This window comes from Streptomyces sp. NPDC008317 (assembly GCF_042955955.1).
GTDB lineage: Bacteria > Actinomycetota > Actinomycetes > Streptomycetales > Streptomycetaceae > Actinacidiphila.
Genome location: NZ_JBIBFQ010000014.1, coordinates 43,945 through 68,233, shown reverse-complemented (window position 1 = coordinate 68,233; position 24,289 = coordinate 43,945). Strand labels below are relative to the sequence as shown.

Genomic DNA, 24,289 nt, shown 5'->3' with positions numbered 1-24,289 from the left:
ATGCTGGTCCCCGGCCGCGAGATCCACTGCCGGAAGCGTAGGACCCGGAGACCGGGCGGGGCGAAGGCGTCGGAGCCTCACGGGCCGGAATCGTACGGGTTCGGAACCGCAAGGAGGAGCGATGCGCATACCGTCCTGGCTGACCACCGCCACCGGCCCGCTGCACCGGGAACGGATCTCCCGCGGCTATCTGTACGCCGTCGGCGCCGCGCTGGCGCTGATGCTGCTGGACACGGCGGTCTTCTCGCACCGCAACGCCTCGCTCACCGCCGTCCTGCTGGTGCTGCTGACCCTGCCGTGGACGCCGCTGATCTGGGCGCTCTTCGCCGCGGTCGGCGGCATGGACACCCGTGGCACCGCCTTCGGCTGGTCCGGCTGGACGCTGACCGTCGTGGCCGCGCTGGTCTCCGCGGCACTCAACGCCGTACTGCTCGGCTACGCGGCCCGGTACGCCCGCCGCCGCGCCGATACCAGGGGCGAGCGCTCCGCCGACGGCTCGACGGCCGCGGAGACGGGCGCCCGGCCCACCCGCTGAGCGGGCCGCCGGCCCCGTTTACTCCCTCGCCCGCATGGTGACCGTCCTGCGAGAATCCGCGCATGGAGAGCGATCAGCGGACGGGGAAGCGGACGGGGAGCATGGAGACAGCCGAGTTCATCGACACGCTGCGCGACGAAGGCACGCTGCTCGCCGACGCGGCGGGCGGCGCCGGTCTCGACGCGCCCGTGCCGCCGTGTCCCGGCTGGCGGGTGCGCGACCTGCTGGCGCACACCGGCGCGGTGCACCGCTGGGCCACCGGGTACGTCGCCGAAGGCCGCATGGAGCGCGAGCCGTTGGACCCGGCGGTGCCCGACGACCCGGAGCTGGTGGACTGGTACCGGGGTACGCATCGGCGACTGACGGAAGCTCTGGTCGCCGCCCCCGCCGATCTGACGTGCTGGTTCTTCCTGGCGGCGCCCTCGCCGCTGGCCTTCTGGGCGCGGCGCCAGGCCCACGAGACGACGATCCACCGGATCGACGCGGAGGCGGCGCTCGGCCGCGACCCGTCCCCGGTGGCCACCGGCTTCGCGGCGGACGGCGTGGACGAGCTGTTGACCGGCTTCCAGGCCAGGCGGCGGGCCAGGCTCCGCACCGACCGGCCGCGCACGCTGCGGGTCCGGGCGGCCGACGTGCCGGGCGGCGCCCGCGAGTGGCTGCTGCGGCTCTCGTCCGAGGCCCCGACCGCGGAGCGCGACGCGCCCGGTGAGGCGGACTGCACCGTCACCGGCTCGGCGGCCGACCTCTATCTGGCGCTGTGGAACCGCGGGCCGTACGAGCGGCTGTCGGTGACGGGAGACGACGCGCTGGTGGAGCTGTGGCGTCGGACGGCGAAGATCACCTGACGAACGGACCGGGGCCCGCGGATTGACGAACGGGATCAGCTCTGGACGAGCATCCGTTCCAGCACGGCGCGGTGGCAGGGGCGGGCCTGTTCGTAACGGGCGCGGCCGGTCTCGGTGAGGCCGACGCGTACGCCCCGGCGGTCCTCGCTACAGATGCCGCGGTCGACGAGACCGTCCTTCTCCAGCCGGGCGACGAGCCGGGACAGCGCGCTCTGGCTGAGGTGGACGCGGTCGGCCAGCTCCTGGACGCGGAAGGTGCAGCCGCCGTCCTGGGGGTCGCCGGAGGCCAGCAGGTCCAGCACCTCGAAGTCACTGGCGCCGAGCCCGTACTGGTGCAGCGCACGGTCGAGTTCACATGCCGTGCGCGCGTGAACGGCAAGGATCTGCCGCCACTCGTCCACGAGCGCCCGCTCACCCTTGTCGCCGGTCATGTCTGCACGGTAGCAGAAAGCGAACCCTTCATGCACGGACATTAAATGCGCTTGCATTGAATGCGTGCGCATGTAAGTCTCGCCTCCATGACCTCTCCGTCTCCTACCGTCCCCCGCACCGAGGAGCGATGGAGTGCCCTGCAGTGGGGCACGCTCCTGGTGCTCTGCGCGGCGCTCTTCCTCGACGCACTCGATGTGTCGATGGTCGGCGTGGCGCTGCCTTCGATCGCCCACGACCTCGACCTCTCCACGTCCTCGCTCCAGTGGGTCGTCAGCGGTTACATCCTCGGCTACGGCGGCCTGCTGCTGCTCGGCGGCCGCGCGGCCGACCTGCTCGGCAGGCGCCGCGTCTTTCTCATCGCGCTCGGCGTCTTCGCCGTCGCCTCACTGCTCGGCGGCCTGGTCGACTCGGGTGAACTGCTGATCGCGACCCGCTTCATCAAGGGCCTCAGCGCCGCGTTCACCGCGCCCGCCGGACTGTCGATCATCACCACGACCTTCGCCGAGGGCCCGGTCCGCAACCGCGCCCTCACCATCTACTCGAGCTGCGGCGCCACCGGCTTCTCCATGGGCCTGGTGCTCTCCGGCTTCCTCACCGAGGCGGGCTGGCGCTGGACGATGCTGCTGCCCGCGCCGGTCGCGCTGATCGCCCTCGCCGCCGGTCTGAAGCTCATCCCGAAGAGCCCGCGCGAGAGCGGCAAGGGCCGCGGATACGACCTGCCGGGCGCCGTCACCGGCACGGCCTCGATGCTGTTGCTCGTGTTCACCGTGGTCTCGGCGTCCGAGGCGGGCTGGGCCTCGGCCCGCACGCTGGTCTCCTTCGCCGCCGTCGCCGTCCTGCTCGCGTCCTTCGTCGCCATCGAACACCGCTCCTCGTCCCCGCTGATCCGGCTCGGCGTCCTGCGCTCGTCCAGCCAGATCAGGGCCAACCTCGGCGGCGCCACCTTCTTCGGCTCGTACGTCGCCTTCCAGTTCCTCGTCACGCAGTACATGCAGAACGTGCTGGGCTGGAGCGCCCTGCACACCGCGCTCGCCTTCCTGCCCGCGGGCTCACTGGTGGCCGTCCTGTCCACCCGGATGGGCCCGATCGTGGACCGGTTCGGCACGCCACGGGTGATCGCCGTCGGCTTCACCTCGCTGGTCATCGGCTACATCCTCTTCCTCCGGATCAATCTGGACCCGAACTACGCGGCGGCCATCCTGCCGTCGATGCTGCTGCTCGGCGCCGCCTTCGCGCTGGCCTTCCCCTCCCTCAACATCCAGGCCACCAACGGCGTCAAGGACCATGAGCAGGGCATGGTCTCCGGGCTGCTCAACACCTCCTTCCAGGTCGGCGGCGCCATCTTCCTGGCCGTGGTCACCGCGGTGGTCACCGCAGCCGGCGGCGATCACCCGGCGAACAAGCAGGCCATTCTCGACAGTTACCGGCCCGGCCTGTGGGTCGTCACCGGCATCGGTCTCGTGGGCCTGCTGCTGACCCTGTCCGGGCTGTTCACCCGCAGGAAGGCGTCCTACGGCATCCTGGTCGCGTCCTCGGCCGACTTCGAGAACGGGGGCGCGGGACGGTCCGGCGCCGCCGGTTCCGCGGCTGCCACGGGGTCTGCCGGTTCCGCGGGCACCGCCGAGGCGGCCGACGAATCGGAACAGGTCGCCGTGCGCGACTGATCACCCGATCGGCCGACCGCTCGGCCGACTGACCGATTCCCATCCCGCGTCCCTTCCGGCGTCCTCCGACTCCCTTGGCGATCCGGGCACTTGACGACCGGCCCCGCGCGAAAAGGCATCGCGCGGGGCCGGTCGTGCCATGGCAGACTTGGCCGCATCGCGATTGCGACGGGAGGGGCGGGGGATGCGCGGAAGCCGTACGCAAGCGGAACGCGACGCCATCACAGTCGAAATGGTCTTCGCCATGGTGTCGGGCGCCGTGCTGGCGGCGGTCGGATTTCTGGCGGTGGTGAGCCCGGTCATGGCGGACGAGGCCCACGGCACGGCCCGCGAAGGGTGGTTCACCGCCGCGGTGATCGTCGCCGCGGCCGCCTTCTGCGGGCGCGTCGCCCTGACGCTCCGCCGCTTCGAGCAGCGGGGGCACGCGCTGCACGAGCGGATTCCGTTACCGGGGGCGCCCGTCGGCGCGGACGCGAGCGCCGAGAGGGGCGCGGGCGCCGAGTCGGGCACCGGAACCGGTCCTGATACGGGGGCCCAGTGGGGTACGGCGGCCGGCCGTTCGCCTTCGGGCGGTGGGTCGGTGACGTCGGGTCAGCCCAGCCAGCCGGGCCGGACGAGCCCGGACTCGTAGGCCATCACGACCAGTTGGGCCCGGTCGCGCGCCCCGAGTTTCACCATCGCGCGGCTGACGTGCGTCTTGGCGGTGAGCGGGCTCACGACGAGGCGGCGTGCGATCTCGTCGTTGGACAGCCCGATGCCGACCAGCGCCATCACTTCCCTTTCCCGCTCGGTGAGTTGGTCCAGGCCGACCGCCTGCGCGGGCTCCTTGGAACGAGCGGCGAATTCGGCGATCAGCCGTCGGGTCACACCGGGCGACAGCAGCGCGTCGCCCTCCACCACCGCCCTTACCGCGCGCAGCAGTTCCTCCGGCTCGGTGTCCTTCACCAGGAAGCCGGAGGCTCCGGCGCGGATCGCCTCGAAGACGTATTCGTCGAGTTCGAAGGTGGTGAGGATGACCACCTTGACCTCGGACAACGCCGGGTCGTCGGTGATCCGGCGGGTGGCGGCGAGACCGTCCGTCAGCGGCATGCGGATGTCCATCAGCACGGCGTCGGGGGTCATGTCGCGGACCAGCCGCAGCGCCTCCTCGCCGTCGGCCGCCTCCCCCACCACCTCGATGTCGCTCTGCGCGTCCAGCAGCGCGCGGAATCCGGCGCGTACCAGCACCTGGTCGTCGGCCAGCAGCACGCGGATCACGAACGCTCCTCGGTGGCCTTGGTGAACTCGGTCGCCTCAGCGGCTCCGTCGGCGGGGGTGGGCCGGTCGGCGCGGTCGTGCGGCGGCGGCTCGACCGTGCCCGATCGTACGGCGCGTGGCGTCGGCGGGGCGGCCGGTGGGGTCGGGCCCTCGGGGCGGTCGGCCGGGGCGGAGGGTCCGGGCGTCGGGCCGATTGGGGCCTCGGTGCCGCCGCCCGGTACGCCCGGCGCGACGATCGGCAGCAGCACGCGGATCCGGAAGCCCCCGTCGGGGCGCGGGCCCGCCTCCAGCGTGCCGCCCAGCGCGACGCTCCGCTCGCGCATGCCGACCAGGCCGTTGCCCCCGCCGCTCTCGCCGCCCGCGACGGCGGGTCCGTCGTCGTCGACCGTCACTTCCACGCTGCCGGGCCGATAGCCGAGGCGGATACGGGCGGCGCGGGAGCCGGAGTGCCGCACGATGTTCGTCAGCGCCTCCTGCACGATACGGAAGGCGGCGAGGTCGACGCCGGGCGGCAGCGGGGCCGGTGCGCCGTCGACGGTGACCTCGGCCTTCAGGCCCGCGGAGCCCGCCTGTTCGACCAGTTCGGGGAGCCGGTCGAGGCCCGGTGCGGGCGAGCGCGGTGCCTCGCCGGGGGCGCGGAGCGTACTGAGCACCTGCCGTACCTCGCCCAGCGCTTCCTTGCTGGCGGCCTTGATGGTGACCAGCGCCGTCCGCGCCTGCTCCGGCCGCTCGTCCATCAACGCGAGGGCCACGCCCGCCTGCACATTGATCACCGAGATGCTGTGCGCGAGCACGTCGTGCAGTTCGCGGGCGATCCGCATGCGCTCCTCGTCGGCCTTGCGGTGCTCGGCCTCGGCCCGCTCACGGCGGTCCCTGGCGATCTGCTCCCGCCGTACCCGGTACAGCTCGGCGGCGGCCAGCACCGCGAGCAGCCAGGCACCGGCCGCTGAGGTCTCCGCCCAGGACGCGCGGCCGTCGCCGGAGGGCGGCAGATAGCGGTAGAGCCACTGGCCGATCAGCGTGTGTCCGGCGAAGAACACCAGGGCGATGGCCGGCACGGCCCTTCTGTGGCCCGCGGCGACGGCGCTGAAGAAGGCGACGACGAGGCTGGCGAAGACCGGGCCGTAGGGATAGCCGAGCGTGATGTAGAGCAGCGTCGCGCCGCAGGTCGCGGCGGCCACGACGACCGGCGCGCGGCGGCGGATGAGCAGGAGTGCCGGGCCCGCGAGCAGCAGCAGGTAGCCGAGCCAGTCCAGGCCGACCCGGCCGGTCTGGTGGCCCGATGCCACGCGGGTGCCGACGACCTGGACGAAGGCCAGCGCGAGTGCGGGGATCCAGACGGGCCGCGCGAACGGGATTCCGTGGCGCGGCGGCCCTGTCGGCTCCTCGTGGCTCATGCGTTCCACGCTAGACCGCGGTCCAGGAGGCGGCGTCCGCTGTACGGGGGCACCGCGACTACTTCGCGGGGAGTACGCCGTCCGTCGCCGACGCGTCCGCGGGTATGTCGTCAGGGGTGTCCGCCGAGGCGCTCGCGGCGGCGCCGAGGCCGACTTGGCGGGCCAGTCCCGCGGCTGCCAGTTCGAGGAATTCACGGCGGGCCTCGACCACCCGGTTGAACTGCCCGAAGACCTCGAAGCTGATCAGCCCGAAGAGCTGCGCCCAGGCGGCGACGAGCGCGGCGACCGTCCGCACCGGCAGATCGGGGGCCAGTTCCGCGGCGAGCCGGGCGGCGTCGGCGCGGACGGGGGCGGCGAGCGGATTGCCGGGCGGCTGCGTGAGCAGGCCGTCGCGGTGGGCGTCGCGGACGACGGAGAACAGGGCCAGGGCGGCGCGGGAGGCGGGGCCGATGGTGTCGAGCGGCGCGGTGTAGCCGGGTACGGGTGAGCCGTAGATCAGCGCGTACTCGTGCGGATGGGCGACGGCCCACTCGCCGGCGGCGCGGCAGATCGCGACCCATCGGTCGGCCGGTGCCGCGCCCTGCTCCACCGCGCTCGCCAGGGCGTCCTCCGCCGCCGCGCCGATCGCGTCGTAGGCGTCGATGATGAGAGCGGTGAGCAGATCGTCCCTGCTCGGGAAGTAGCGGTAGAGGGCGGATGAGACCATGCCCAGTTCGCGTGCGACCGCGCGCAGCGAGAGCCGCGCCGCTCCCTCGGCGGCGAGCTGGCGTCTGGCCTCTTCCTTGATGGCCGCGGTGACTTCGATCCTCGCCCGTTCCCTGGCTCCTCTGATCACGCTCATGGCAGCCAGTGTGCCACCTTCAAGAGCATCAGCCAAGAAAGAGAGCAGTGCTCTTGCTTTTTCCCGCGAGGCGCTGGCACACTGTTCTCAAGCGAGAGCACCGCTCACAACAGCGGTCACGACAGCAGTCGAGAAATCGGAGAGATCGCCATGTCTGAGCAGGTCGCACACGTCAAGAAGCCCGGCTGGTTCACCGTCAACGTCCTCAATCGCACGGTCGGCTGGCTGACCCGGCGCGGCTTGAGCGTCTGGGGTTCGCGGGTGCTGGCCGTCCGGGGCCGCAAGAGCGGTGAGTGGCGGCAGACCCCGGTGAATCTGCTGACCTTCGAGGACCGGCGGTATCTGGTGGCCCCGCGCGGCCACGTCCAGTGGACCTACAACATGCGGGTGGCCGGCGGCGGCAAACTGCACCTCGGCAAGAAGGTCGAGAAGTTCACCGCCACCGAGGTGGCCGACGACGACAAGCCCGCCATCCTGCGCGCCTACCTCAAGCGCTGGAAGGCCGAGGCCGGAGCCTTCTTCGACGGCGTGGGCCCGGATTCGACCGACGAGGAGCTGCGCGCGATAGCGCCCAACCACCCGATCTTCCAGGTCCACGCCACCGACGGGAAGTGAGGCGCGGGAGTACGGCACAGGGCCCGGAGCCGGGCCGGGGCCGACGTCAGGCGCGGTCGACGGCCTCCAGTGCCTTGCGGGCGAGCGGGTGGGTGCGGACGAGTTCGGCGAGCGAGCTCTTTCCGCGGGTGATGCCCGCGAAGGCGCGCCAGGCGGGCGGGAATGTGGTGAGCACGGCGTGCAGCATTCCGGGGCGCCGTTCGAAGAGGGTCAGCATGCGGCGGCCGACCCCCATCTCGACGCCGAGCCCGGCCTTCACCGCGAAGGTGTAGTTGAGGGCCTGGCGCCTGGCGTCCACCGCGTCGTGGGACTCGGCGATGCGCACGGCCCACTCCCCCGCCAGACGCCCGGAGCGCAGCGCGTAGGAGATGCCCTCGCGCGTCCAGGGTTCGAGCAGGCCCGCGGCGTCGCCGCAGACCAGGACCCGGCCCCGGGAGAGCGGGGAGTCGTCGGCCCGGCAGCGGGTGAGGTGGCCGGAGGAGACGCTGGGTTCGAACCCGGCCAGACCGAGGCGGGCGATGAAGTCGTCCAGGTAGCGCTTGGTGGCGCTGCCGTCGCCGCGGGCGGAGATCACGCCCACGGTGAGGGAGTCGCCCTTGGGGAAGACCCAGCCGTAACTGCCGGGCAGCGGGCCCCAGTCGATCAGCACCCGTCCCGCCCAGTCCTCCGCGACGGACGTGGGGACCGGGATCTCCGCCTCCAGGCCGAGGTCGACCTGGTCGAGCTTGACGCCGACATGAGCGCCTATCCGGCTCGCACTGCCGTCGGCGCCGACGACGGCGCGGGCGTAGACGGTCTCCTCGACGCCCTTGCCCGCCGGACCGCCGCTGCCGTTGAGCACGACGGCGACGGTGCGACGGTCGGGGACACCGGGACCGTGCTGCTCCACGCGGGAGACGGTCACTCCGGTGCGCAGCTCGGCGCCCGCCTCGCAGGCGGCCTCCACGAGGGCGTTGTCGAATTCGGGCCGGTTGATCAGCCCGAAGAGCATCTGCCGGGAGCGCTTGGTGCGCGTCAGCTTGCCGTTGAGGCTGAAGGTGACCGCGTGCACCCGGTCGCGCAGGGGCAGTTCGAATCCCGGCGGCAGGGCGTCCCGTGAGGACCCGATGATGCCGCCGCCGCAGGTCTTGTACCTCGGCAGTTCGGACTTCTCCAAGAGGAGGACCCGACGGCCCGTCACGGCCGCGGCGTGGGCCGCGGTGGCCCCCGCGGGGCCCGCGCCGATCACCACGACGTCCCAGACCGCGAGCGCCTCGCCGTCGTTCGCGCCGCTGTCCTGCGCCGCCTGCTCACCGCTCACGTCTGTTTCGCTCCCGCTCGGCCTGTCCGGCTGTGTTGCCCCTGTTCAGCCGCATCCTATTGCGCCCGTCCGGAACATCTCGCTGTGGCACCATCGGCAGCGACCCCGTTGTGTGCACCAACGACCGATGTTGCCACCTGATTCCTGCTAGGAGCACCTATGTCCAGCACCCCGCTCGCCGATACCGTCGCCGCCCTGCTTCCCCGTGCCCGGACGGAGCTGGCCGAGCTGGTGTCGTACGCGTCGGTGGCCGATGAACGACAGTTCCCGAAGAGCGAGTGCGAGAAGGCGGCCGTCTGGGTGGCCGACGCGCTGCGGGCGGAGGGCTTCCAGGAGGTGGCCCTGCTGGACACCCCCGACGGCACGCAGTCGGTGTACGGCTGGCTGCCGGGGCCCGAGGGCGCGCCGACGGTGCTGCTGTACGCGCACTACGACGTGCAGCCGCCGCTGGACGAATCGGCGTGGCTCTCCCCGCCCTTCGAGCTGACCGAGCGGGACGGCCGCTGGTACGGGCGTGGCGCGGCCGACTGCAAGGGCGGCGTGCTGATGCACCTCACCGCGCTGCGGGCGCTGCGCGAGCACGGCGGCGCTCCGGTGAACATCAAGGTGATCGTGGAGGGTTCCGAGGAGCAGGGCACCGGCGGTCTTGAGCGCTACGCCGAGGAGCACCCGGAGCTGCTGGCCGCCGACGCGATCGTGATCGGCGACGCGGGCAACTTCCGGGTGGGGCTGCCCACGGTGACCTCGACGCTGCGCGGCATGGTGCTGGCGGAGGTGCGGGTCTCGACGCTCGAAGGCAACCTGCACTCGGGGCAGTTCGGCGGGGCGGCACCGGACGCGCTGGGGGCGCTGATCCAGATCCTGGCGTCGCTGCGGGACGCGGACGGTTCGACCACGATCGACGGTCTCGACGCCTCGGGCGAGTGGCCGGGGCTGCGCTACCCGGAGGAGGACTTCCGGCGCGACGCCAAGGTGCTGGACGGTGTGGAACTGGTCGGCAAGGGCAGTGTCGCGGACCGGATCTGGGCGCGTCCCTCGGTGACGGTGCTGGGCATCGACGCGCCGCCGGTCGTCGGCGCGACCCCGTCCGTACAGGCGACCGCGGGCGCGCTGGTGAGCGTCCGGGTCCCGCCGGGCACCGCGGCCGAGCAGGCGGCCGAGGCGCTGACCGCGCATCTGCGGGCGGCGGCTCCGTGGGGCGCGAAGGTGGAGGTGACGCAGCGCGGCAGCGGTCAGCCGTTCCGCGCGGACACCGGGAGCCCGGCGTACACGGCGATGGCGGACGCGATGCGGGAGGCGTACGGGGAGGAGTTGGCGGTGGCCGGGCAGGGCGGTTCGATCCCGCTGTGCAACACCCTGGCGACCCTGTATCCGCGAGCCGAGATCCTGCTGATCGGCCTCAGCGAGCCGGAGGCGCAGATCCACGCGGTCAACGAGAGCGTGTCGCCGCAGGAGCTGGAGCGGCTGTCGCTGGCGGAGGCGCTGTTCCTGGGCCACTACGCGGCCTCCAAGTCCGCGGACGGCGCGGCCTGACCGACCCGCGGGACCCGGCCGCCGTCACCGCCGTCCACGCCGGGTGGGCGGCGGCGGGGGCAGCGGCGGCCGGGCGGGGCGGGGTCATTCGGCCGGGTGACCGGCCTCCAGGTTGAGCGGGCGGCCCTGTTCGCGGGCGCGCAGCGCCCAGCGCAGCCGGTCGAGGCGGGCCGGTGGGAGCAGTCCCGCGGCCTCGTCCTCGGTGACGAAGCGCCAGCCGCGCAGTTCGGCGCCGGGCAGCAGCAGGCGGCCGATGTCCGCTTCCGCGACCCGGCCGCCGTCGAAGATCAGGCGGAGCCCGCCGTAGCCGGGCGGGCGTGGCGGTTCCCAGTCGACCACGAGGAGTTCGAGGCCGCGGGCGAGTTCGAGCCCCAGCTCCTCGGCGACCTCGCGGTGTCCGGCGCGCGCGGGCGACTCGCCGCGTTCGACGACCCCGCCGGGGAACTCCCAGCCGGGTTTGTAGGTCGGGTCGACCAGCAGGACGCGGTCGGCGTCGTCGAAGAGCAGGACGCCGGACGCCACGGTCTCCGCGGTCGGTTCGGGGGTCTGGACGATCCCGCAGGCCCCGGCGCCGCGCCCGACGGCCTCGGTGACCCGCAGCGCGATCTGACGGGGGGTCAGGCCCGCGGTGGACAGGATGTGCGCGTCCAGGGCGAGCCACGGCAGGGCGTTCTCGTAGTCGGCGATGCGGTCCAGCGCCCAGCGGCGGGCCCGGTCGTTCGTTCCGGTGCGGTCGGGGTGGTCGTCCCTGGTGGCGATGCGTTCACGCAGGATCGTTTCTCCTGGTTCCAGCAGTACGTGCCGGACCTCGATGCCACGGGACGCGAGGCCACCGAAGATCTCGTCGCGGTAGTCCTGCCGCAGCAGGGTCATCGGGGCCACCAGAACGCCGCCCACCTCATTGAGGAGAGCGGCGGCGGTCTCGACCACCAATCGCCGCCATATGGCCAGGTCCTGATAGTCGGTCACTTCTTGGAGCCGTTTTTCCGGCAGCAGTTGGCGCAGACAGCCGCCGAGTACCTCGGGGTCGTACAGGGTGCTTTCCGGTATCAGCTCCAGCATCTCCAGTGCGGCGCTGGTCTTCCCCGCGCCGAACGCCCCGTTCACCCAGATGATCACGGTGCCCCCTTTTCCGTAGACCCCTACGAATTGCCCGGATCATCGTGGGCGGCAAACGCGCCGTGGCCCGCGGCGGCGCGTACCGGCCGCCGCGGTCGGCGCGGGGAGGTCAGCGTGACGGACGCCGGACCGTCGCGGTGCGGGCCGTCGGAGCGCGGCCCGGGCCGCGTCTCCGCCTCCGCGGCCGCCACCCTGTGCTCACCGCGGACCGGCCAGCGCCCGCCGTGTCGAGCCGGGCGCCGCACGCGATGCGGTGGAAGGCGCGGGTCGCTCCCGCCTCCCGGTCCTCGGAAACGCCCCGCCCCTCAGCGGGAATCCGGCACGGCGGCGGCAGGGGCGGGCCTCGGCGCGGCGCCCGGTCCGCCGCGCAGCGGGTCCTCCTCGGCGAACAGCGCGGCCAGGAAGGCAGCGGCGCAGACGGCCGCGGCGACCATGAAGATCTGATGCGTCCCCGTCGCGCCGGAACGCAGGCACGCGTCCCGTCCCGCGCCGCCCGCTCCCGGCACACGCCCCTCGGTGGCCCGGGTGAACAGCGAGCCGAGGACGGCCACGCCGAGCGAGCCGCCGATCGTGCGGAAGAGCGTGACGCCGGCGGACGCGACGCCCATGTCCCGCATCCCGACGTTGTTCTGGGCGATCGTGGTGGGCATCCGCGTCAGCAGGCAGAGCCCCGTACCGGCCGGAGCTGGTGGCCGACGCGCCCTGGACGCTCTGCCGGTACAGCGGCGGATCGAGCGTGGCACCGCACATCGCGGCGCCCACCGCGAAGATCATCATTGACGAGAGCCGGACGTTGCGGGTGTCGAACACCCGCAACGGCAGGACGGGTTCGGGCGCGCGGCGCTGCGAGGCGACAAAAGCAGCCAGGCCGAGCGCGGCGGCGACGGCCGGCGCGCCGATTCGCCAGGAGGCCCCGGCGTAACGGTTGCCCGCCCAGGTCCCGGCGAGCACGACCGAGGAGAGGGCGAAGGTCATGAGGACGATGCCGGGCCAGTCGGTCCTGGCCTTGCCGCGGGAGGCGGGTAGTGGGTAGCGGGCAGCGGGCAGCGGGCAGCGGGCAGCGGGCAGCGGGCAGCCGCAGCATCACCTGGCACCACACCAGCGCGAGCAGGCCGAGCGGCAGATTGACGGAGAAGGCCCAGCGCCCGCCGAGGTGGCCGGTGACGAAACCGCCGAGCAACGGGCCGCCGATGGTGCCGAGCGCCATGACCGAGGCGGTCATGCCCTGGCAGCGGCCCCGCTCGCCGCGGCGGCACCAGCCCGCCGATCAACGAGAAGGCGCCCACGGCGAGACCGCCCGCGCCGAGCCCCTCAAAGGCCCTGAAGGCGATCAGCGCCGTCATCGGCTGCGCGGCACCGGAGTGCGCGCCCCCTGACGAGACACGGCACGCGGTGGCGTCCACGACGCGAAGCACACCGCGCGGAGGCCAAGGTCTCGGGGCCCGCCCCCAGACGCCCGCACCCCTCGGAAGAGAGCGCACTGAGATCTCGGCGCGCACGGTGCGCCGCGGTCACCAATCGCCAGAGGGCACGCCAGGTCTTTTGAGGGGCGCGGGGAACTGCGCGCCCAGCCAGCGCGCAGCCGCGGACCGCAGCCGGCCCCAGCGAGGCTGTCACCTCTTCGGATTGTCGGGCCACCGGTCCGACAAAAGCCGAGCACGCCGCAGGCCCCCGCCCCCACAGGAACCGTCCTCGCGGACGCGAACCCGGCGGCGAGCCGCCCCGTCAGATCGTCGTCGTAAAGGCGTCCAACCGCAGCGCCTGCGCCGCGGCCGCCGCCGCCCCGACCAACCCGGCATCCGTCCCGAGCTTGGCGGGCACGACATCGACCCCGGCCGCGAAAGAAAGCGTGGCGTACCGCGCGAGGTGCTCCCGGAGAGGATCGAAGAGAATCGGCCCGGCCCCCGCGACACCCCCGCCGATGACGGCGACATGGATCTCGACGAGCGTCGCGGTGGCCGCGATCCCGGCCGCGAGCGCCTGCGCGGCCCGGTCGAAGGAGGCCAGCGCGACGGCGTCCCCGCCGCGCGCGGCCTCGGCGACGGCCGCCGCCGTGGGCGCGGCACCGGCGGGCGGCACCCAGCCCCCGTCCAGCGCGCGGCGCGCGATGTTCGGCCCGCTGGCGATCCGCTCGACGCAGCCGCGCGACCCGCACGGGCAGAGATCACCGTCGAGGTCGACGCTGATGTGACCGATGTGCCCGGCATTGCCGGTGGGCCCGGGAAGGAGGGCGCCGCCGAGGACCAGACCGCCGCCGACCCCGGTGGAGACGACCATGCACAGCGCGTTGTCGTAACCGCGGGCGGCTCCCTGCCAGTGCTCGGCCGCGGTCATGGCGACGCCGTCGCCGGTGAGGACGACGGGCAGGCCGCCGACCGCGTCGGACACCCGCGCGACGAGCGGGAATTCGCGCCAGCCTGGCACGTTGACCGGGCTGACGGTGCCGTGCGCGGCGTCGACGGGACCCGCGCTGCCGATGCCGACGGCGACGACGCGGGGCCACACGGCGGTGGCCCGCAGCTCGGCGATCACGTCGGTGACCGCCCGCACCACCGTCTCGCCGTCCTCCCCCGCGGGCGTCGCCCGCAGCGCCCGCGCCAGCAGTCGCCCCTCCGCGTCGATGAGCGCCCCGGCGATCTTCGTACCGCCGATGTCGATTGCGGCCACGAGTGGACCGGTAGCGCCTTGGGGGTGCATCGCTCGGGGATCTCCTCTTTCCTGACGTTCCTGACGAATGTCCTGGCGAATCGCCCGGGGTTCCGCGGAAACGGCACCAGAGATAGTCTCGCCTAACTCTGACAACGTTGTCCAACTCTTCCCGCAGGGAATACTACGATCGTGACCCACAGTTCTGGACGAGTTCCCCGGCCCACCATGAAAGATGTCGCCGCCCGAGCGGGCGTCGGCCTCAAGACGGTGTCGCGGGTGGTGAACGAGGAGCCCGGCGTCACCCCGGACACGGTCGCCCGCGTCCAGGCGGCGATCGACGCGCTCGGCTTCCGGCGCAACGACAGCGCGCGACTGCTGCGCACCCGCCGCACCGCCAGTGTCGGCCTGGTGCTCGAAGACCTCGCCGACCCGTTCTACGCCCCGCTCAGCAGGGCGGTCGAGGACGTGGCACGGGCCAACGGCGCGCTGCTGTTCACCGGGTCGAGCGCCGAGGACCCGCGGCGTGAGCAGGAGCTGGTGCTGGCGTTCTGCGCCCGCCGGGTGGACGGGCTGATCGTGGTGCCCGCGGGTGACGACCACCGGTATCTGGTCCCGGAGATCGAGGCCGGGGTGGCGACGGTCTTCGTCGACCGTCCCGCGGGCCGGATCGACGCGGACATGGTGCTGACCGACAACGCGGGCGGCACCCGTGACGGTGTCGCGCATCTGATCGCGCACGGACACCGCAGGATCGGCTTCATCGGTGACCAGCCGGGCATTCACACCGCCGCCGAGCGACTGCGCGGCTACCGCGAGGCGATGGCCGACGCGGGGCTGACGATCAGGCCCGAGTGGTATTCGATGGGCCCGACCAACCCCGAGCGGGTCCGCGCCGTCCTGGCGTCCCTGCTGTCCGGTCCCGAGCCGGTGACGGCGCTGTTCGCGGGCAACAACCGCGTCACCGTCACGGCGGTGCGCGTGCTGTCCCACCACCCGCGCCCGGTCGCCCTGGTCGGCTTCGACGACTTCGAACTCGCCGATCTGCTGGACCCGCCGGTCAGCGTCGTGGCCCAGGACTCGCCGGGGCTCGGACGCAGCGCGGCGCAGTTGCTCTTCCGCCGCCTGGAGGGCGGCGCGGACGCCGCCCCCGCCCGGCTGGAGCTCCCCGCCCGCCTGATCGCCCGCGGCTCCGGCGAGATCCCCCCGTCCGACTGAGCACTCGCCGGGCTCGTAACGGCATCGGCCCGTGTCCGGCGGGCATGCGCCCGCCGCGTCAGGGGCCGTTCGCGATCCGCGGGACAGGCTCCTAGCGGCCCGCCAGCGTGTCCAGCTCCGCGCGGCCGAGCCCGGTGCGCTCGGTGACCTCCTCGGCGTCGATGGCGCCGCAGTCGAGGCCGCGCAGCAGGTAGCCGCTGAGGGCGCGGGCCGTGGCGGGCTCGTCCATGACGTCGCCGCCCGCCTTGGCGACGTAGGCGGCGAGGCGGGCGGCGGAGGCGTCCAGGCCCTCGCGGTAGAAGGCGTAGACGGCGGCGTAGCGGGTCGGCAGGTGGGCGGGGTGCATGTCCCAGCCCTGGTAGTACGCGCGGGCCAGTGAGCGGCGGACCAGGCCGTAGTGCAGGCGCCAGGCGTCGTGCACCTGCTCGGCCGGGCCGACGGGGAGCACGTTGGTGGAGCCGTCGGACAGCCGGACGCCGGTGCCCGCCGCGGCGACCTGCATGACCGCCTTGGCGTAGTCGGCGGCCGGGTGGTCCATCGACTGGTGGGCGGCGCTGACCCCGCACGCGGCGCTGTAGTCGAAGGTGCCGTAGTGCAGACCGGTGGCGCGGCCCTTGGCGGCGTCGATCAGCCGCGGCACGGTCGCCGTGCCGTCGGGGCCGAGGATGGACTGGGTGGTCTCGATCTGGATCTCGAAGCCGATCCGCCCCCGCGGCAGCCCGGCCGCCCGCTCGAACTCCTCGCACAGCCGCGCCATCGCCGCGACCTGCGCGGGGAAGGTCACCTTGGGCAGTGTCAGCAGCAGCCCGTCGGGCAGACCGCCCCCGTCCAGCAGGGCGGTCAGGAAGAGGTCGAGCGTACGGATGCCCCGGTCGCGGACCGCCGCCTCCATGCACTTCATCCGGATGCCGACGTACGGCGGCGCGCTGCCGTCCGCGACGGCGGCCGTCACGGTGCGGGCGGCGGCCACGGCCGCCGCGTCCTCCTCGGTGTCGGGGCGCGGCCCGTAGCCGTCCTCGAAGTCGATCCGCAGGTCCTCGACGGGCTCGCGCTCCAGCTTGGCCCGCACCCGGTCGTGGACCTCGGCGGCCAGCCCGGTGGACGGCCCCGCGGGAAGGCCGAGTACGGCGGCGAGCGCGGCGGCGTCCGGGGCGTGGGCGTCGAGTGCGGCCAGCGCCTGGTCGCCCCAGTCGCGTACGGTCCGGGGGCCGAAGGCGTCGGCGGGTACGTAGACGGTGTGCACGGGCTGCCGGGTGCCGGGGTCGCCGGGGTAACGGCGGGCCAGTTCGGCGTCGGTGCCGGCCAGACCGGCGCCGATGTCCGCCCGTACCGCGTCCGCCAGTGTCGTACCGGCCGCCGCCGCGCCCGCTGAGCCCTGCGCCATGTGCCACCCTCCCGGAAATTCAACAAATCGTTGAAGTGAAGCTAGCCGTGCCGTAGGCCGAGGTCAACACCCCACCAGCGGGGCGCCGGACGGACGACGGCCCCCGCACGCGGCTGGCGTGCGGGGGCCGTCGGGAGGGGTCGGTCAGCCCTTGCGGGCCTTGATCTCCTCGGTGAGCTGGGGGACGACCTGGAAGAGGTCGCCGACGACGCCGTAGTCGACGAGGTCGAAGATCGGCGCCTCCGCGTCCTTGTTCACCGCGACGATCGTCTTGGACGTCTGCATGCCCGCGCGGTGCTGGATCGCGCCCGAGATGCCGTTGGCGATGTAGAGCTGCGGCGACACCGACTTGCCGGTCTGGCCGACCTGGTTGGTGTGCGGGTACCAGCCCGCGTCCACCGCCGCGCGCGACGCGCCCACGGCCGCGCCCAGGGAGTCCGCCAGCGCCTCGATGACCGAGAAGTTCTCGGCGCCGTTGACACCGCGACCGCCGGAGACCACGATCGCGGCCTCGGTCAGCTCAGGACGCCCGGTCGACTCCCGCGGGGTCCGCGAGACGACCTTGGTGCCGGTGGCCAGTTCACCGAAGGCCACCTCCAGCGCCTCGACCGTCCCGGCCGCCGAAGCCGCCTCGACCGGCGCGGAGTTCGGCTTCACCGTGATGACGGGGACGCCCGTGCTGACCCGGGAGCGGGTCGTGAAGGCGGCGGCGAACGCCGACTGCGTGGCCACCGGGCCGTCGGCGCCGGCCTCCACGTCGATCGCGTCGGTGATCAGGCCCGAGCCCAGGCGCAGCGCGAGCCGCGCGGCGATCTCCTTGCCCTCGGCGGAGGACGGCACCAGGACCGCGACCGGGCTCACCGCCTTGGCGGCGGCCTCCAGCGCGTCGACCTTCGGTACGACGAGGTAGTCGGCGAACTCCGGCGCGTCGGCGGCCAGTACCCGCACGGCGCCGTGCTCGCCCAGCACGGAGGCGGCGGCGTCGGCGCCGGGGCCGAGGTGGACCGCGACCGGCTCTCCGATCCGGCGGGCCAGCGTCAGCAGTTCGAGAGTCGGCTTGCGGACGGCACCGTCCACGTGGTCGACATAGACGAGGACTTCACCCATGGAAATGCACTCCTACGAAAAAGTTTGACGGGGCGGATACGGACCGGAACGGCCGGAAGCGGGCCCGGGACAGCGTCCGGGAGGGCGCCCGGCATCCGGTCAGATGAACTTCTGGCTCGCCAGGTACTCCGCGAGCTGCTTGCCGCCCTCGCCCTCGTCCTTCACGATCGTGCCCGCCGTCCGCGCCGGACGCTGCGTGGCGTCCTCGACGGCCGTCCACGCACCGGCCAGGCCCACCTCGGCCGCGTCCAGACCCAGATCCGACAGGTCCAGGGCCTCCACCGGCTTCTTCTTCGCCGCCATGATCCCCTTGAACGAGGGGTAACGGGCCTCGCCCGACTGGTCGGTCACCGAGACCAGCGCCGGAAGCGACGCCTCCAGCCGCTCGCTGGCCGCGTCGCCGTCGCGGCGGCCGGTCACCTTGCCGTCCTCGACCGACACCTCGGACAGGAACGTCACCTGCGGCACGCCCAGCCGCTCGGCCAGCAGCGCGGGCACCACGCCCGCGGTGCCGTCGGTCGAGGCCATGCCGGTCACCACGAGGTCGAAGCCCGCGCGCTCGATGGCCTTGGCGAGCACCAGCGACGTGCCGAGGATGTCCGTGCCGTGCAGGCCGTCGTCCTCGACGTGGATCGCCTTGTCCGCGCCCATCGACAGCGCCTTGCGCAACGCGTCCTTCGCGTCCTCGGGACCCACGGTCAGCACCGTGATCTCCGCGTCGTCCGCCGCGTCGGCGATCTGCAGCGCCTGCTCGACCGCGTACTCGTCCAGCTCGGAGAGCAGGCCGTCCACCGCGTCGCGGTCAGTGGTCAGGTCCTCGGCGAAGTGACGGTCGCCCGTGGCATCGGGCACGTACTTCACTGCGACTACGATCCTCAAACTCACGCCAGCTCTCCTACCTACTGCATCGTTGCAACGTCTTCGTCCAACTGCCCCGGAATCCGCCCCGGAATGGCAGCATAGGCGTCCGCGGCGGCGGCTCCCCGCCGGGACGCAGCAACTGCCCCGACAGAAATATTACTCGCCAGTACACAGAGCTGGTTCCCCGTTAGCAAGGACCTTGAACTGTGATGTGGCCGACGCCGCCGCCGTCAGTGGCCGAGTGAGTTGAAGCCGCCCTGGTGGTAGAGGAGCGGGCGGCCGGGACCCTGGGGGTCGCCGGCGACGGCCTGGGCGATGACGATCCGGTGGTCGCCCGCCGGGATGCGCGCCACGACGCGGCACACCAGCCAGGCCGGTACCTCGTCGAGCAGCGGGACGCCGTGCGGGCCGGACGCCCAGGCGGTGGCGGGGCCGAAGCGGTCGGCGCCGCTGCGGGCGAACGTGCCGGCCAGCACTTCCTGGTGCTCGCCGAGTATGTGGACGCCGACGAACGCCGCCTCGGCGACGGTCGGCCAGCTCGACGACCCCAGGCTGATGCCGAAGGAGAGCAGCGGCGGCTCGGCGGACACCGAGGTCAGGGAGGTGGCGGTGAAGCCGACGGGGTCGGGGCCCGCGGCGGTGATCACGGCGACTCCGGCCGCGTGGCGGCGGAAGACCGAACGGAAGACGGCGGGGTCGAGAGCGGGGCCGGGCGCGGGGTCGAAGGCCGAGGAGTCAAAGGCGGCGGGGTGATCGCTGATGGCAGTCACGGTCAGATCCTTCTGAAGCGGTCGAGCGGCGGAGTGCGGGTCGTGGGCGCTCAGCAGCTCGGACAACGCGCGCTGGAGTGCCGACCGAAGTCGACATCGGCGCGCGCGTACAGATACGCGTACAGAAAGTGGTCGTGCGACATAACGTCAGAGTGACGATTCGGACGGGGTCACGTCAAGACCCGCCCGGAATATGGAATTTCCGTCACACCGCGCTCCCCCGGAGGCTGACAGCCCCTCAGATCGGCCGGCCCGCCCGGCTCGTCAGACAGCCGCGCCCAGCGCGGCGATCACGTCCGCCTTGCGCGGCTGACCGGCGGCCCTGCGCACGATCGCGCCGTCCGCGTCGAGGACGAACACGGTCGGGGTCTTGAGGACGCTCAGCCGCCTGACCAGCTCCAGGTGCGCCTCGGCGTCGATCTCGACGTGCCGGACGCCGTCCACCATGCCCGCCACCTCGTCGAGCACGCGCCGGGTGGCCCGGCAGGGCGCGCAGAAGGCGCTGGAGAACTGCACCAGGGTGGCGCGCTCCCCCAGCGGCCCGCCGAGGTCAGCGGCCGTCAGCCGCTCGTCGCCGTCCTTCGTCCGCACCCGGATTCTCCCGTCCCTGCGCCGGTGCACCAGCCCGTAGGCGCTCGCGGCCAGCAGTACGGCCAGGCAGACCACCAGTCCCGTCAACGCCGTGCTCCTCGTCCGCTCACACATCTCGTACGTCTCATACGCCTGCTCATACGTCCGGTCACACACCGTCGTACGTCCGGTCACACACACGGTCGTACGTCCGGCGGCTTCCCGCCCGCGTCATTCCGATCCGTGCAGCGTTCATGCGAACGCAATGATTCCCGCGGTCGCGTTCCGTCGCTGGTCGGCCATTATTTCAGTCATGGAGATCGATGTACGAGGGCCCCGCTTCGGTGCGTCCCTGACCACGGTGGTGCTGGCGGTCGTGCTGATCACCGGCAGCGGCTGGCTGCTGGCCGTTCAGGCCGCGGTCTTCGCCGTGGGAGCGGTGGCCGGAGTGCAGAATTCGCCGTACGGCTGGGTTTTCCGCACCCTGGTGCGGCCCAGGCTGGGGCCGCCGCCCGGCACCGAGGACGCGGCCCCGCCGCGGTTCGCGCAGGCGGTGGGTTTCGGCTTCTCCGTGATCGGTGTCATCGGCTATCTGGTGGGCCCGCAGTGGCTGGGTCTGGCGGCCACCGCGTGCGCGCTCGCCGCCGCCTTCCTCAACGCCGCTTTCGCCTACTGCCTGGGGTGCGAGGTGTATCTGCTGCTGAAACGGGCAGCAGCCTGATGGGTTCCGCCGCAGGTCGTGAGAAGAATCTCGCCTTGGCACCGGTCCCCGGGATGACAGGGGGCCCGCCGGCGGGGCACCATCGCTCAGCGGCCGAACAACTTACGGGCGCGTAACTTCCGCCGGGAGCGCCGCCCCGGAGAGAGCAGGTGCCCCGACATGGCCGAACTCGTCTACCCACCGGTGATCGCTTGTGCCCGCACCATGTTCAAGGTGCAGGGGCTCAAATTCGACATCCGGGGCACCGAGAACGTCCCCCGCCAAGGCGGCGCCCTGCTCGTCAGCAACCACATCGGCTATCTGGACTTCGTCTTCTGCGGTCTGACGACGCTGCCCGCCAAGCGCCTGGTGCGCTTCATGGCGAAGGAATCGGTTTTCCGGCACAAGGTGTCGGGTCCGCTGATGCGCGCCATGAAGCACATTCCGGTGGACCGCTCCGAGGGCATGCACGCGTACGCGCACGCCTTGGACGCGCTGCGCGGCGGTGAGATCATCGGGGTCTTCCCCGAGGCGACCATCTCGCAGTCGTTCACGTTGAAGTCGTTCAAGTCGGGTGCGGCCCGGCTGGCGATGGAGGCCGGTGTGCCGCTGCTGCCGATGGCGCTGTGGGGCACTCAGCGGCTGTGGACGAAGGGGCACCCGCGCAATCTGGGCCGCAGCAAGTTCCCGATCACGCTGCGGATCGGCGAGCAGATGCGCCCGCAGGAGAACGAGAAGGCGGGCGCGCTCACCCGGCGGCTGCGGCTGCGGGTGCAGGAGCTGCTGGACGACGCGCAGCGTACGTATCCGGGCAGGCCCTCGGGCCCCGCCGACCGCTGGTGGCTGCCCGCGCATCTGGGCGGCACCGCCCCGACGCCTGAGGAAGCGGCGGCCAGGGACCGCGAGCAGCAGCCCCAGCCGAGCTGAGGCGGGACCCTCCGGACGCGGGACGCGGGACGCGACGGCGTCCTCACGGCAGTTCGGTGGGCAGCGTCCTGGCCAGTTCCGACCGGTCGCGCGCGCCGCGCAGGGCCTCCAGTACGGCCGTGGGCGGCGCCGCGTGCACGAGCGGATAGTCGGCCTCGCCGATCTCCGGGCGCACCGCCCACGCGAGCCGTTCCTCGTCCAGCGAGAAGCGCGCGTCGACGCCGGGTTTGTTGCCGCGCGCGTCCAGCCGTGACCAGTGGCCGCGCCCCGGCAGCAGCAGGGCGATCAGGCCGTGGACCACCGGGTCCGTACCGTCGTCGTCGGTGAGCCGCTGGTAGCAGAGCCCGGCGGGGATGGACGCGGCGCGCAGCAGCGCCGTCAGCGCGTGCGACTTGGCGTAGCAGATGCCGGTGCGCTGCTCCAGCACGTCGGAGGCCCGCCAGGTGACGCGGTCGTCGCCGGAGTCGAAGGAGTGCGGGATCGTGTCGCGGACGAATACGAAGGCGGCCCGCGCATAGTCATGCGGTCCGGTGGTACGGGCCAGCAGCGTGTCCACGGTGTCGCGCACTCGCGGGTGGCCGTGGTCGATGACGTCGTCGGCGGCCGTATACGCCGAGAGGTCGGCGGTCTCCAGGATCAGCTCCATATGCGGGAGCCTAGGAAACCGCCGACCACTCGATCAATCGAATTACCGCCAACCGCATACTCATGCGGCCGACTCCGGGCCGCAGGACAGGCCCTAGGCCCGCATCTCCTCCTCGAGCGCGGCGGCGAAGCCGTCCACGTCCGACTCGGTCGTGTCGAAGGAGCACATCCAGCGGACCTCGCCCGTCGACTCGTCCCAGAAGTAGAAGCGGTAACGCTTCTGCAGCCGCTCGCTGACCTCGCGCGGCAGCAGCGCGAAGACGGCGTTGGACTGCACGGGCCGCAGCACGGTGACCCCGTCCACGCCCTGTACGGCCTGCTCCAGGCGGCGGGCCATCGCGTTGGCGTGGGCGGCGCTGCGCAGCCACAGGTCGCCCGAGAGCAGCGCCTCGAACTGCACGGAGACGAACCGCATCTTGGAGGCGAGCTGCATCGACAGCTTGCGCAGGTAGTCGATGGCGCGCACCCGCTCGGGGCTGAGGACGACCACGCACTCGCCGAGCAGCAGGCCGTTCTTGGTGCCGCCGAAGGAGAGGATGTCCACGCCCGCCTCGGTGGTGAAGCGGGCCAGCGGCACGTCGAGGCCGGCCGCCGCGTTGGCGATCCGCGCGCCGTCCAGGTGCACGGCCATGCCGAGCTGGTGCGCGTGGTCGCAGATCGCCTTGATCTCCTCGGGCGTGTAGCAGGTGCCCAGTTCGGTGGTCTGGGTGATCGAGACGACCTGCGGCTGGGCCCGGTGCTCGTCGGAGAAGCCGTACGCCTGCCGGTCGATCAGCTCGGGGGTGAGCTTGCCGTCCGGGGTCGGGACGGTGAGCAGCTTCAGGCCGCCGACCCGCTCGGGGGCGCCGCACTCGTCCACGTGGATGTGCGCGGACTCGGCGCAGATCACCGCGCCCCAGCGCTCGGTGACGGCCTGGAGCGCCGTCACGTTGGCGCCGGTGCCGTTGAAGACCGGGAAGGCCTCCGCGCGCGGGCCGAAGTGGCCGCGGAAGACCTCCTGGAGGTGGCCGGTGTACTCGTCCCCTCCGTAGGCGGGCTGATGGCCGCCGTTGGCGAGGGCGAGCGCGGTGAGGATCTCCGGGTGCACCCCGGCGTAGTTGTCACTGGCGAAGCCGCGCACCTGCGGGTCGTGGCGGCGCACGGCGTCGCTGGCGAGCTGCTCTGTCACGGTCGGGGCGTCAGCCACTGTCGGGTCCCGTTCACTTCCGTAGGGCTCTGGTCCCAGACGTCCGCGATGGCCTCGGCGAGGTCGCGCACGTCGGTGAAGCCGGCGAATTTGGCGTTCGGGCGCGTGGCCCGCATCTCATCGTGCACCAACGCCTTGATCACCAGCACAGTGGCCGCGGCCGTGGGTCCGTCGGCGCCGCCGAGCTTGCGGAAGGAGTCGCCCAGCGCGAGCGTCCACGCCTCGGCCGCGGCCTTGGCCGCGGAGTAGGCGGCGTTGCCCGCGGTCGGCGTGGTGGCGCCGGACGCGCTGATCAGCACGTACCGGCCGCCGTGGCTGCGCATGAGGCCGTCGTGGAAGGCCAGCGAGGTGTTCTGCACGGTACGGATCAGCAGCTTGTGCAGCACGTCCCAGTCGCCGAGGTCGGTCTCGGGGAAGGACGCGGAGCCGCGCCAGCCGCCCACGAGGTGGACCAGGCCGTCGACCCTGCCGTGGTCCTTCTCGATCCGGCCGGCCCAGTCCTGGGTCGCCTCCAGGTCGAGCAGGTCGACGATCTCGCCGGTGATGTCGGCGCCGCCCGCGTCGTAGCGCGCCGCGTCGACGGCCTCGGCCAGCCGCTCGGGGTCGGCGTCGGCGGCGATCACATGGCCGCCCTCGCGTGCGAGCCGTTGCAGTACCGCCCGCCCCGCGGGGCCGCCCGCGCCCGCCACGGCGATCACCGCTCCGTCGAGACCACCCGTGTACGTGTCGGTCGTCAT

General features: G+C 72.7%; 27 protein-coding genes. 10 read left to right on the top strand and 17 right to left on the bottom strand.

Annotated elements, in window-relative coordinates:
• Positions 1-121 precede the first annotated feature (121 nt).
• Positions 122-535, top strand: coding sequence for an SCO4225 family membrane protein (locus tag ACFY9V_RS33545; protein WP_391164126.1), 414 nt, complete (start codon positions 122-124; stop codon positions 533-535).
• A gap of 101 nt (positions 536-636) precedes the next feature.
• A complete protein-coding gene (locus tag ACFY9V_RS33540) occupies positions 637-1,380 on the top strand; it encodes a maleylpyruvate isomerase family mycothiol-dependent enzyme (protein ID WP_391164125.1) in 744 nt (247 codons plus the stop codon).
• A 35-nt stretch (positions 1,381-1,415) separates the two neighbouring features.
• Here the strand turns inward: ACFY9V_RS33540 and ACFY9V_RS33535 are convergent, their stop codons facing one another.
• Positions 1,416-1,811, bottom strand: coding sequence for a MarR family transcriptional regulator (locus ACFY9V_RS33535; protein WP_355343865.1), 396 nt, complete (start codon positions 1,809-1,811; stop codon positions 1,416-1,418).
• An 87-nt stretch (positions 1,812-1,898) separates the two neighbouring features.
• Here ACFY9V_RS33535 and ACFY9V_RS33530 point away from each other — a divergent pair, with 87 nt between their 5' ends.
• Both ACFY9V_RS33530 and ACFY9V_RS33525 read left to right on the top strand, forming a co-directional pair.
• Positions 1,899-3,476 carry an MFS transporter gene (locus ACFY9V_RS33530; protein WP_391164124.1) on the top strand — a complete coding sequence of 526 codons (1,578 nt, stop codon included), beginning with the start codon at positions 1,899-1,901 and terminating at the stop codon, positions 3,474-3,476.
• Positions 3,477-3,660: 184 nt separating this feature from the next.
• Positions 3,661-4,107, top strand: coding sequence for a DUF6332 family protein (locus ACFY9V_RS33525; RefSeq protein WP_391164123.1), 447 nt, complete (start codon positions 3,661-3,663; stop codon positions 4,105-4,107).
• Here ACFY9V_RS33525 and ACFY9V_RS33520 read toward each other — a convergent pair.
• From ACFY9V_RS33520 to ACFY9V_RS33510, 3 genes are read right to left on the bottom strand one after another with little or no spacing between them, the layout of a single operon-like run.
• Positions 4,068-4,733 carry a response regulator gene (locus ACFY9V_RS33520; RefSeq protein WP_391050197.1) on the bottom strand — a complete coding sequence of 222 codons (666 nt, stop codon included), beginning with the start codon at positions 4,731-4,733 and terminating at the stop codon, positions 4,068-4,070. The two genes, ACFY9V_RS33525 and ACFY9V_RS33520, sit on opposite strands and share 40 nt — an antisense overlap.
• Positions 4,730-6,130: a histidine kinase gene (locus ACFY9V_RS33515; protein ID WP_391164122.1), complete on the bottom strand. Its 1,401-nt coding sequence runs from the start codon at positions 6,128-6,130 to the stop codon at positions 4,730-4,732. Before ACFY9V_RS33515 ends, ACFY9V_RS33520 begins: the two co-directional genes overlap by 4 nt.
• A 58-nt stretch (positions 6,131-6,188) precedes the next feature.
• The gene (locus ACFY9V_RS33510) at positions 6,189-6,971 is read right to left on the bottom strand and encodes a TetR/AcrR family transcriptional regulator (RefSeq protein WP_355343850.1); all 783 of its coding nucleotides are present in this window, start codon (positions 6,969-6,971) and stop codon (positions 6,189-6,191) included.
• 150 nt (positions 6,972-7,121) lie between these two features.
• Here ACFY9V_RS33510 and ACFY9V_RS33505 point away from each other — a divergent pair, with 150 nt between their 5' ends.
• Positions 7,122-7,586: a nitroreductase family deazaflavin-dependent oxidoreductase gene (locus ACFY9V_RS33505; RefSeq protein ID WP_391164121.1), complete on the top strand. Its 465-nt coding sequence runs from the start codon at positions 7,122-7,124 to the stop codon at positions 7,584-7,586.
• 46 nt (positions 7,587-7,632) lie between these two features.
• Here the strand turns inward: ACFY9V_RS33505 and ACFY9V_RS33500 are convergent, their stop codons facing one another.
• A complete protein-coding gene (locus ACFY9V_RS33500) occupies positions 7,633-8,886 on the bottom strand; it encodes a geranylgeranyl reductase family protein (RefSeq protein WP_355343843.1) in 1,254 nt (417 codons plus the stop codon).
• A gap of 159 nt (positions 8,887-9,045) precedes the next feature.
• On the opposite strand from ACFY9V_RS33500, the gene ACFY9V_RS33495 reads away from it, so the two are divergent.
• Positions 9,046-10,419 (top strand): M20/M25/M40 family metallo-hydrolase, encoded by a 1,374-nt coding sequence (locus ACFY9V_RS33495; RefSeq protein ID WP_391164120.1) that lies wholly within the window; start codon positions 9,046-9,048, stop codon positions 10,417-10,419.
• An 84-nt stretch (positions 10,420-10,503) separates the two neighbouring features.
• Here the strand turns inward: ACFY9V_RS33495 and ACFY9V_RS33490 are convergent, their stop codons facing one another.
• The 3 genes from ACFY9V_RS33490 to ACFY9V_RS33480 all read right to left on the bottom strand — a co-directional run bounded on the left by ACFY9V_RS33490 (position 10,504) and on the right by ACFY9V_RS33480 (position 12,745).
• A complete protein-coding gene (locus ACFY9V_RS33490; protein WP_391164119.1) occupies positions 10,504-11,538 on the bottom strand; it encodes an NUDIX domain-containing protein in 1,035 nt (344 codons plus the stop codon).
• A 305-nt stretch (positions 11,539-11,843) separates the two neighbouring features.
• Positions 11,844-12,188 (bottom strand): hypothetical protein, encoded by a 345-nt coding sequence (locus ACFY9V_RS33485; protein ID WP_391164118.1) that lies wholly within the window; start codon positions 12,186-12,188, stop codon positions 11,844-11,846.
• A 5-nt stretch (positions 12,189-12,193) separates the two neighbouring features.
• A complete protein-coding gene (locus ACFY9V_RS33480; RefSeq protein ID WP_391164213.1) occupies positions 12,194-12,745 on the bottom strand; it encodes a hypothetical protein in 552 nt (183 codons plus the stop codon).
• Here ACFY9V_RS33480 and ACFY9V_RS33475 point away from each other — a divergent pair.
• Positions 12,699-12,914, top strand: coding sequence for a hypothetical protein (locus ACFY9V_RS33475; protein WP_391164215.1), 216 nt, complete (start codon positions 12,699-12,701; stop codon positions 12,912-12,914). The two genes, ACFY9V_RS33480 and ACFY9V_RS33475, sit on opposite strands and share 47 nt — an antisense overlap.
• 349 nt (positions 12,915-13,263) lie before the next feature.
• Here the strand turns inward: ACFY9V_RS33475 and ACFY9V_RS33470 are convergent, their stop codons facing one another.
• Positions 13,264-14,235, bottom strand: coding sequence for an ROK family protein (locus ACFY9V_RS33470; protein ID WP_355343834.1), 972 nt, complete (start codon positions 14,233-14,235; stop codon positions 13,264-13,266).
• A gap of 177 nt (positions 14,236-14,412) precedes the next feature.
• On the opposite strand from ACFY9V_RS33470, the gene ACFY9V_RS33465 reads away from it, so the two are divergent.
• Positions 14,413-15,402, top strand: coding sequence for a LacI family DNA-binding transcriptional regulator (locus tag ACFY9V_RS33465; protein WP_355343831.1), 990 nt, complete (start codon positions 14,413-14,415; stop codon positions 15,400-15,402).
• 91 nt (positions 15,403-15,493) lie between these two features.
• Here the strand turns inward: ACFY9V_RS33465 and ACFY9V_RS33460 are convergent, their stop codons facing one another.
• The 5 genes from ACFY9V_RS33460 to ACFY9V_RS33440 form a co-directional block, all read right to left on the bottom strand.
• Positions 15,494-16,786 carry a DUF6986 family protein gene (locus ACFY9V_RS33460; RefSeq protein ID WP_391164117.1) on the bottom strand — a complete coding sequence of 431 codons (1,293 nt, stop codon included), beginning with the start codon at positions 16,784-16,786 and terminating at the stop codon, positions 15,494-15,496.
• Positions 16,787-16,930: 144 nt separating this feature from the next.
• Positions 16,931-17,893: an electron transfer flavoprotein subunit alpha/FixB family protein gene (locus tag ACFY9V_RS33455; RefSeq protein ID WP_355343825.1), complete on the bottom strand. Its 963-nt coding sequence runs from the start codon at positions 17,891-17,893 to the stop codon at positions 16,931-16,933.
• Positions 17,894-17,992: 99 nt separating this feature from the next.
• Entirely contained in the window at positions 17,993-18,778 is a 786-nt protein-coding gene (locus tag ACFY9V_RS33450) for an electron transfer flavoprotein subunit beta/FixA family protein (RefSeq protein ID WP_355343822.1), read from the bottom strand.
• 206 nt (positions 18,779-18,984) lie between these two features.
• Positions 18,985-19,515, bottom strand: coding sequence for a flavin reductase (locus tag ACFY9V_RS33445; RefSeq protein WP_391164212.1), 531 nt, complete (start codon positions 19,513-19,515; stop codon positions 18,985-18,987).
• Positions 19,516-19,788: 273 nt separating this feature from the next.
• Positions 19,789-20,202 (bottom strand): thioredoxin domain-containing protein, encoded by a 414-nt coding sequence (locus tag ACFY9V_RS33440; RefSeq protein ID WP_391050214.1) that lies wholly within the window; start codon positions 20,200-20,202, stop codon positions 19,789-19,791.
• Positions 20,203-20,407: 205 nt separating this feature from the next.
• On the opposite strand from ACFY9V_RS33440, the gene ACFY9V_RS33435 reads away from it, so the two are divergent.
• Together ACFY9V_RS33435 and ACFY9V_RS33430 are read left to right on the top strand one after the other, a co-directional pair.
• Positions 20,408-20,815 carry a DUF4395 domain-containing protein gene (locus ACFY9V_RS33435; RefSeq protein WP_355343813.1) on the top strand — a complete coding sequence of 136 codons (408 nt, stop codon included), beginning with the start codon at positions 20,408-20,410 and terminating at the stop codon, positions 20,813-20,815.
• Positions 20,816-20,974: 159 nt separating this feature from the next.
• Positions 20,975-21,721 (top strand): lysophospholipid acyltransferase family protein, encoded by a 747-nt coding sequence (locus tag ACFY9V_RS33430; RefSeq protein WP_355343810.1) that lies wholly within the window; start codon positions 20,975-20,977, stop codon positions 21,719-21,721.
• A gap of 43 nt (positions 21,722-21,764) precedes the next feature.
• On the opposite strand, the gene ACFY9V_RS33425 is transcribed toward ACFY9V_RS33430, so the two are convergent.
• The 3 genes from ACFY9V_RS33425 to ACFY9V_RS33415 form a co-directional block, all read right to left on the bottom strand.
• Positions 21,765-22,367: a transglutaminase domain-containing protein gene (locus ACFY9V_RS33425; protein WP_391164116.1), complete on the bottom strand. Its 603-nt coding sequence runs from the start codon at positions 22,365-22,367 to the stop codon at positions 21,765-21,767.
• 93 nt (positions 22,368-22,460) lie between these two features.
• Complete coding sequence (locus ACFY9V_RS33420) at positions 22,461-23,552, bottom strand: beta-eliminating lyase-related protein (protein ID WP_391164115.1); 1,092 nt, start codon at positions 23,550-23,552, stop codon at positions 22,461-22,463.
• On the bottom strand, positions 23,531-24,289 hold the full coding sequence (locus ACFY9V_RS33415) for an SDR family oxidoreductase (protein WP_355343801.1): 759 nt from the start codon (positions 24,287-24,289) through the stop codon (positions 23,531-23,533). Before ACFY9V_RS33415 ends, ACFY9V_RS33420 begins: the two co-directional genes overlap by 22 nt.

Bases quoted from the DNA above. Each gene is read 5' to 3' on its own strand.
- ACFY9V_RS33455 (WP_355343825.1), bottom strand. From the start codon at position 17,893: ATGGGTGAAGTCCTCGTCTATGTCGACCACGTGGACGGTGCCGTCCGC.
- ACFY9V_RS33545 (WP_391164126.1), top strand. From the start codon at position 122: ATGCGCATACCGTCCTGGCTGACCACCGCCACCGGCCCGCTGCACCGG.
- ACFY9V_RS33465 (WP_355343831.1), top strand. From the start codon at position 14,413: ATGAAAGATGTCGCCGCCCGAGCGGGCGTCGGCCTCAAGACGGTGTCG.
- ACFY9V_RS33525 (WP_391164123.1), top strand. From the start codon at position 3,661: ATGCGCGGAAGCCGTACGCAAGCGGAACGCGACGCCATCACAGTCGAA.
- ACFY9V_RS33460 (WP_391164117.1), bottom strand. From the start codon at position 16,786: ATGGCGCAGGGCTCAGCGGGCGCGGCGGCGGCCGGTACGACACTGGCG.
- ACFY9V_RS33540 (WP_391164125.1), top strand. From the start codon at position 637: ATGGAGACAGCCGAGTTCATCGACACGCTGCGCGACGAAGGCACGCTG.
- ACFY9V_RS33415 (WP_355343801.1), bottom strand. From the start codon at position 24,289: ATGACGACCGACACGTACACGGGTGGTCTCGACGGAGCGGTGATCGCC.
- ACFY9V_RS33510 (WP_355343850.1), bottom strand. From the start codon at position 6,971: ATGAGCGTGATCAGAGGAGCCAGGGAACGGGCGAGGATCGAAGTCACC.
- ACFY9V_RS33480 (WP_391164213.1), bottom strand. From the start codon at position 12,745: ATGGCGCTCGGCACCATCGGCGGCCCGTTGCTCGGCGGTTTCGTCACC.
- ACFY9V_RS33425 (WP_391164116.1), bottom strand. From the start codon at position 22,367: ATGGAGCTGATCCTGGAGACCGCCGACCTCTCGGCGTATACGGCCGCC.
- ACFY9V_RS33470 (WP_355343834.1), bottom strand. From the start codon at position 14,235: ATGCACCCCCAAGGCGCTACCGGTCCACTCGTGGCCGCAATCGACATC.
- ACFY9V_RS33435 (WP_355343813.1), top strand. From the start codon at position 20,408: ATGGAGATCGATGTACGAGGGCCCCGCTTCGGTGCGTCCCTGACCACG.
- ACFY9V_RS33515 (WP_391164122.1), bottom strand. From the start codon at position 6,130: ATGAGCCACGAGGAGCCGACAGGGCCGCCGCGCCACGGAATCCCGTTC.
- ACFY9V_RS33505 (WP_391164121.1), top strand. From the start codon at position 7,122: ATGTCTGAGCAGGTCGCACACGTCAAGAAGCCCGGCTGGTTCACCGTC.
- ACFY9V_RS33495 (WP_391164120.1), top strand. From the start codon at position 9,046: ATGTCCAGCACCCCGCTCGCCGATACCGTCGCCGCCCTGCTTCCCCGT.
- ACFY9V_RS33430 (WP_355343810.1), top strand. From the start codon at position 20,975: ATGGCCGAACTCGTCTACCCACCGGTGATCGCTTGTGCCCGCACCATG.
- ACFY9V_RS33535 (WP_355343865.1), bottom strand. From the start codon at position 1,811: ATGACCGGCGACAAGGGTGAGCGGGCGCTCGTGGACGAGTGGCGGCAG.
- ACFY9V_RS33485 (WP_391164118.1), bottom strand. From the start codon at position 12,188: ATGCCCACCACGATCGCCCAGAACAACGTCGGGATGCGGGACATGGGC.
- ACFY9V_RS33530 (WP_391164124.1), top strand. From the start codon at position 1,899: ATGACCTCTCCGTCTCCTACCGTCCCCCGCACCGAGGAGCGATGGAGT.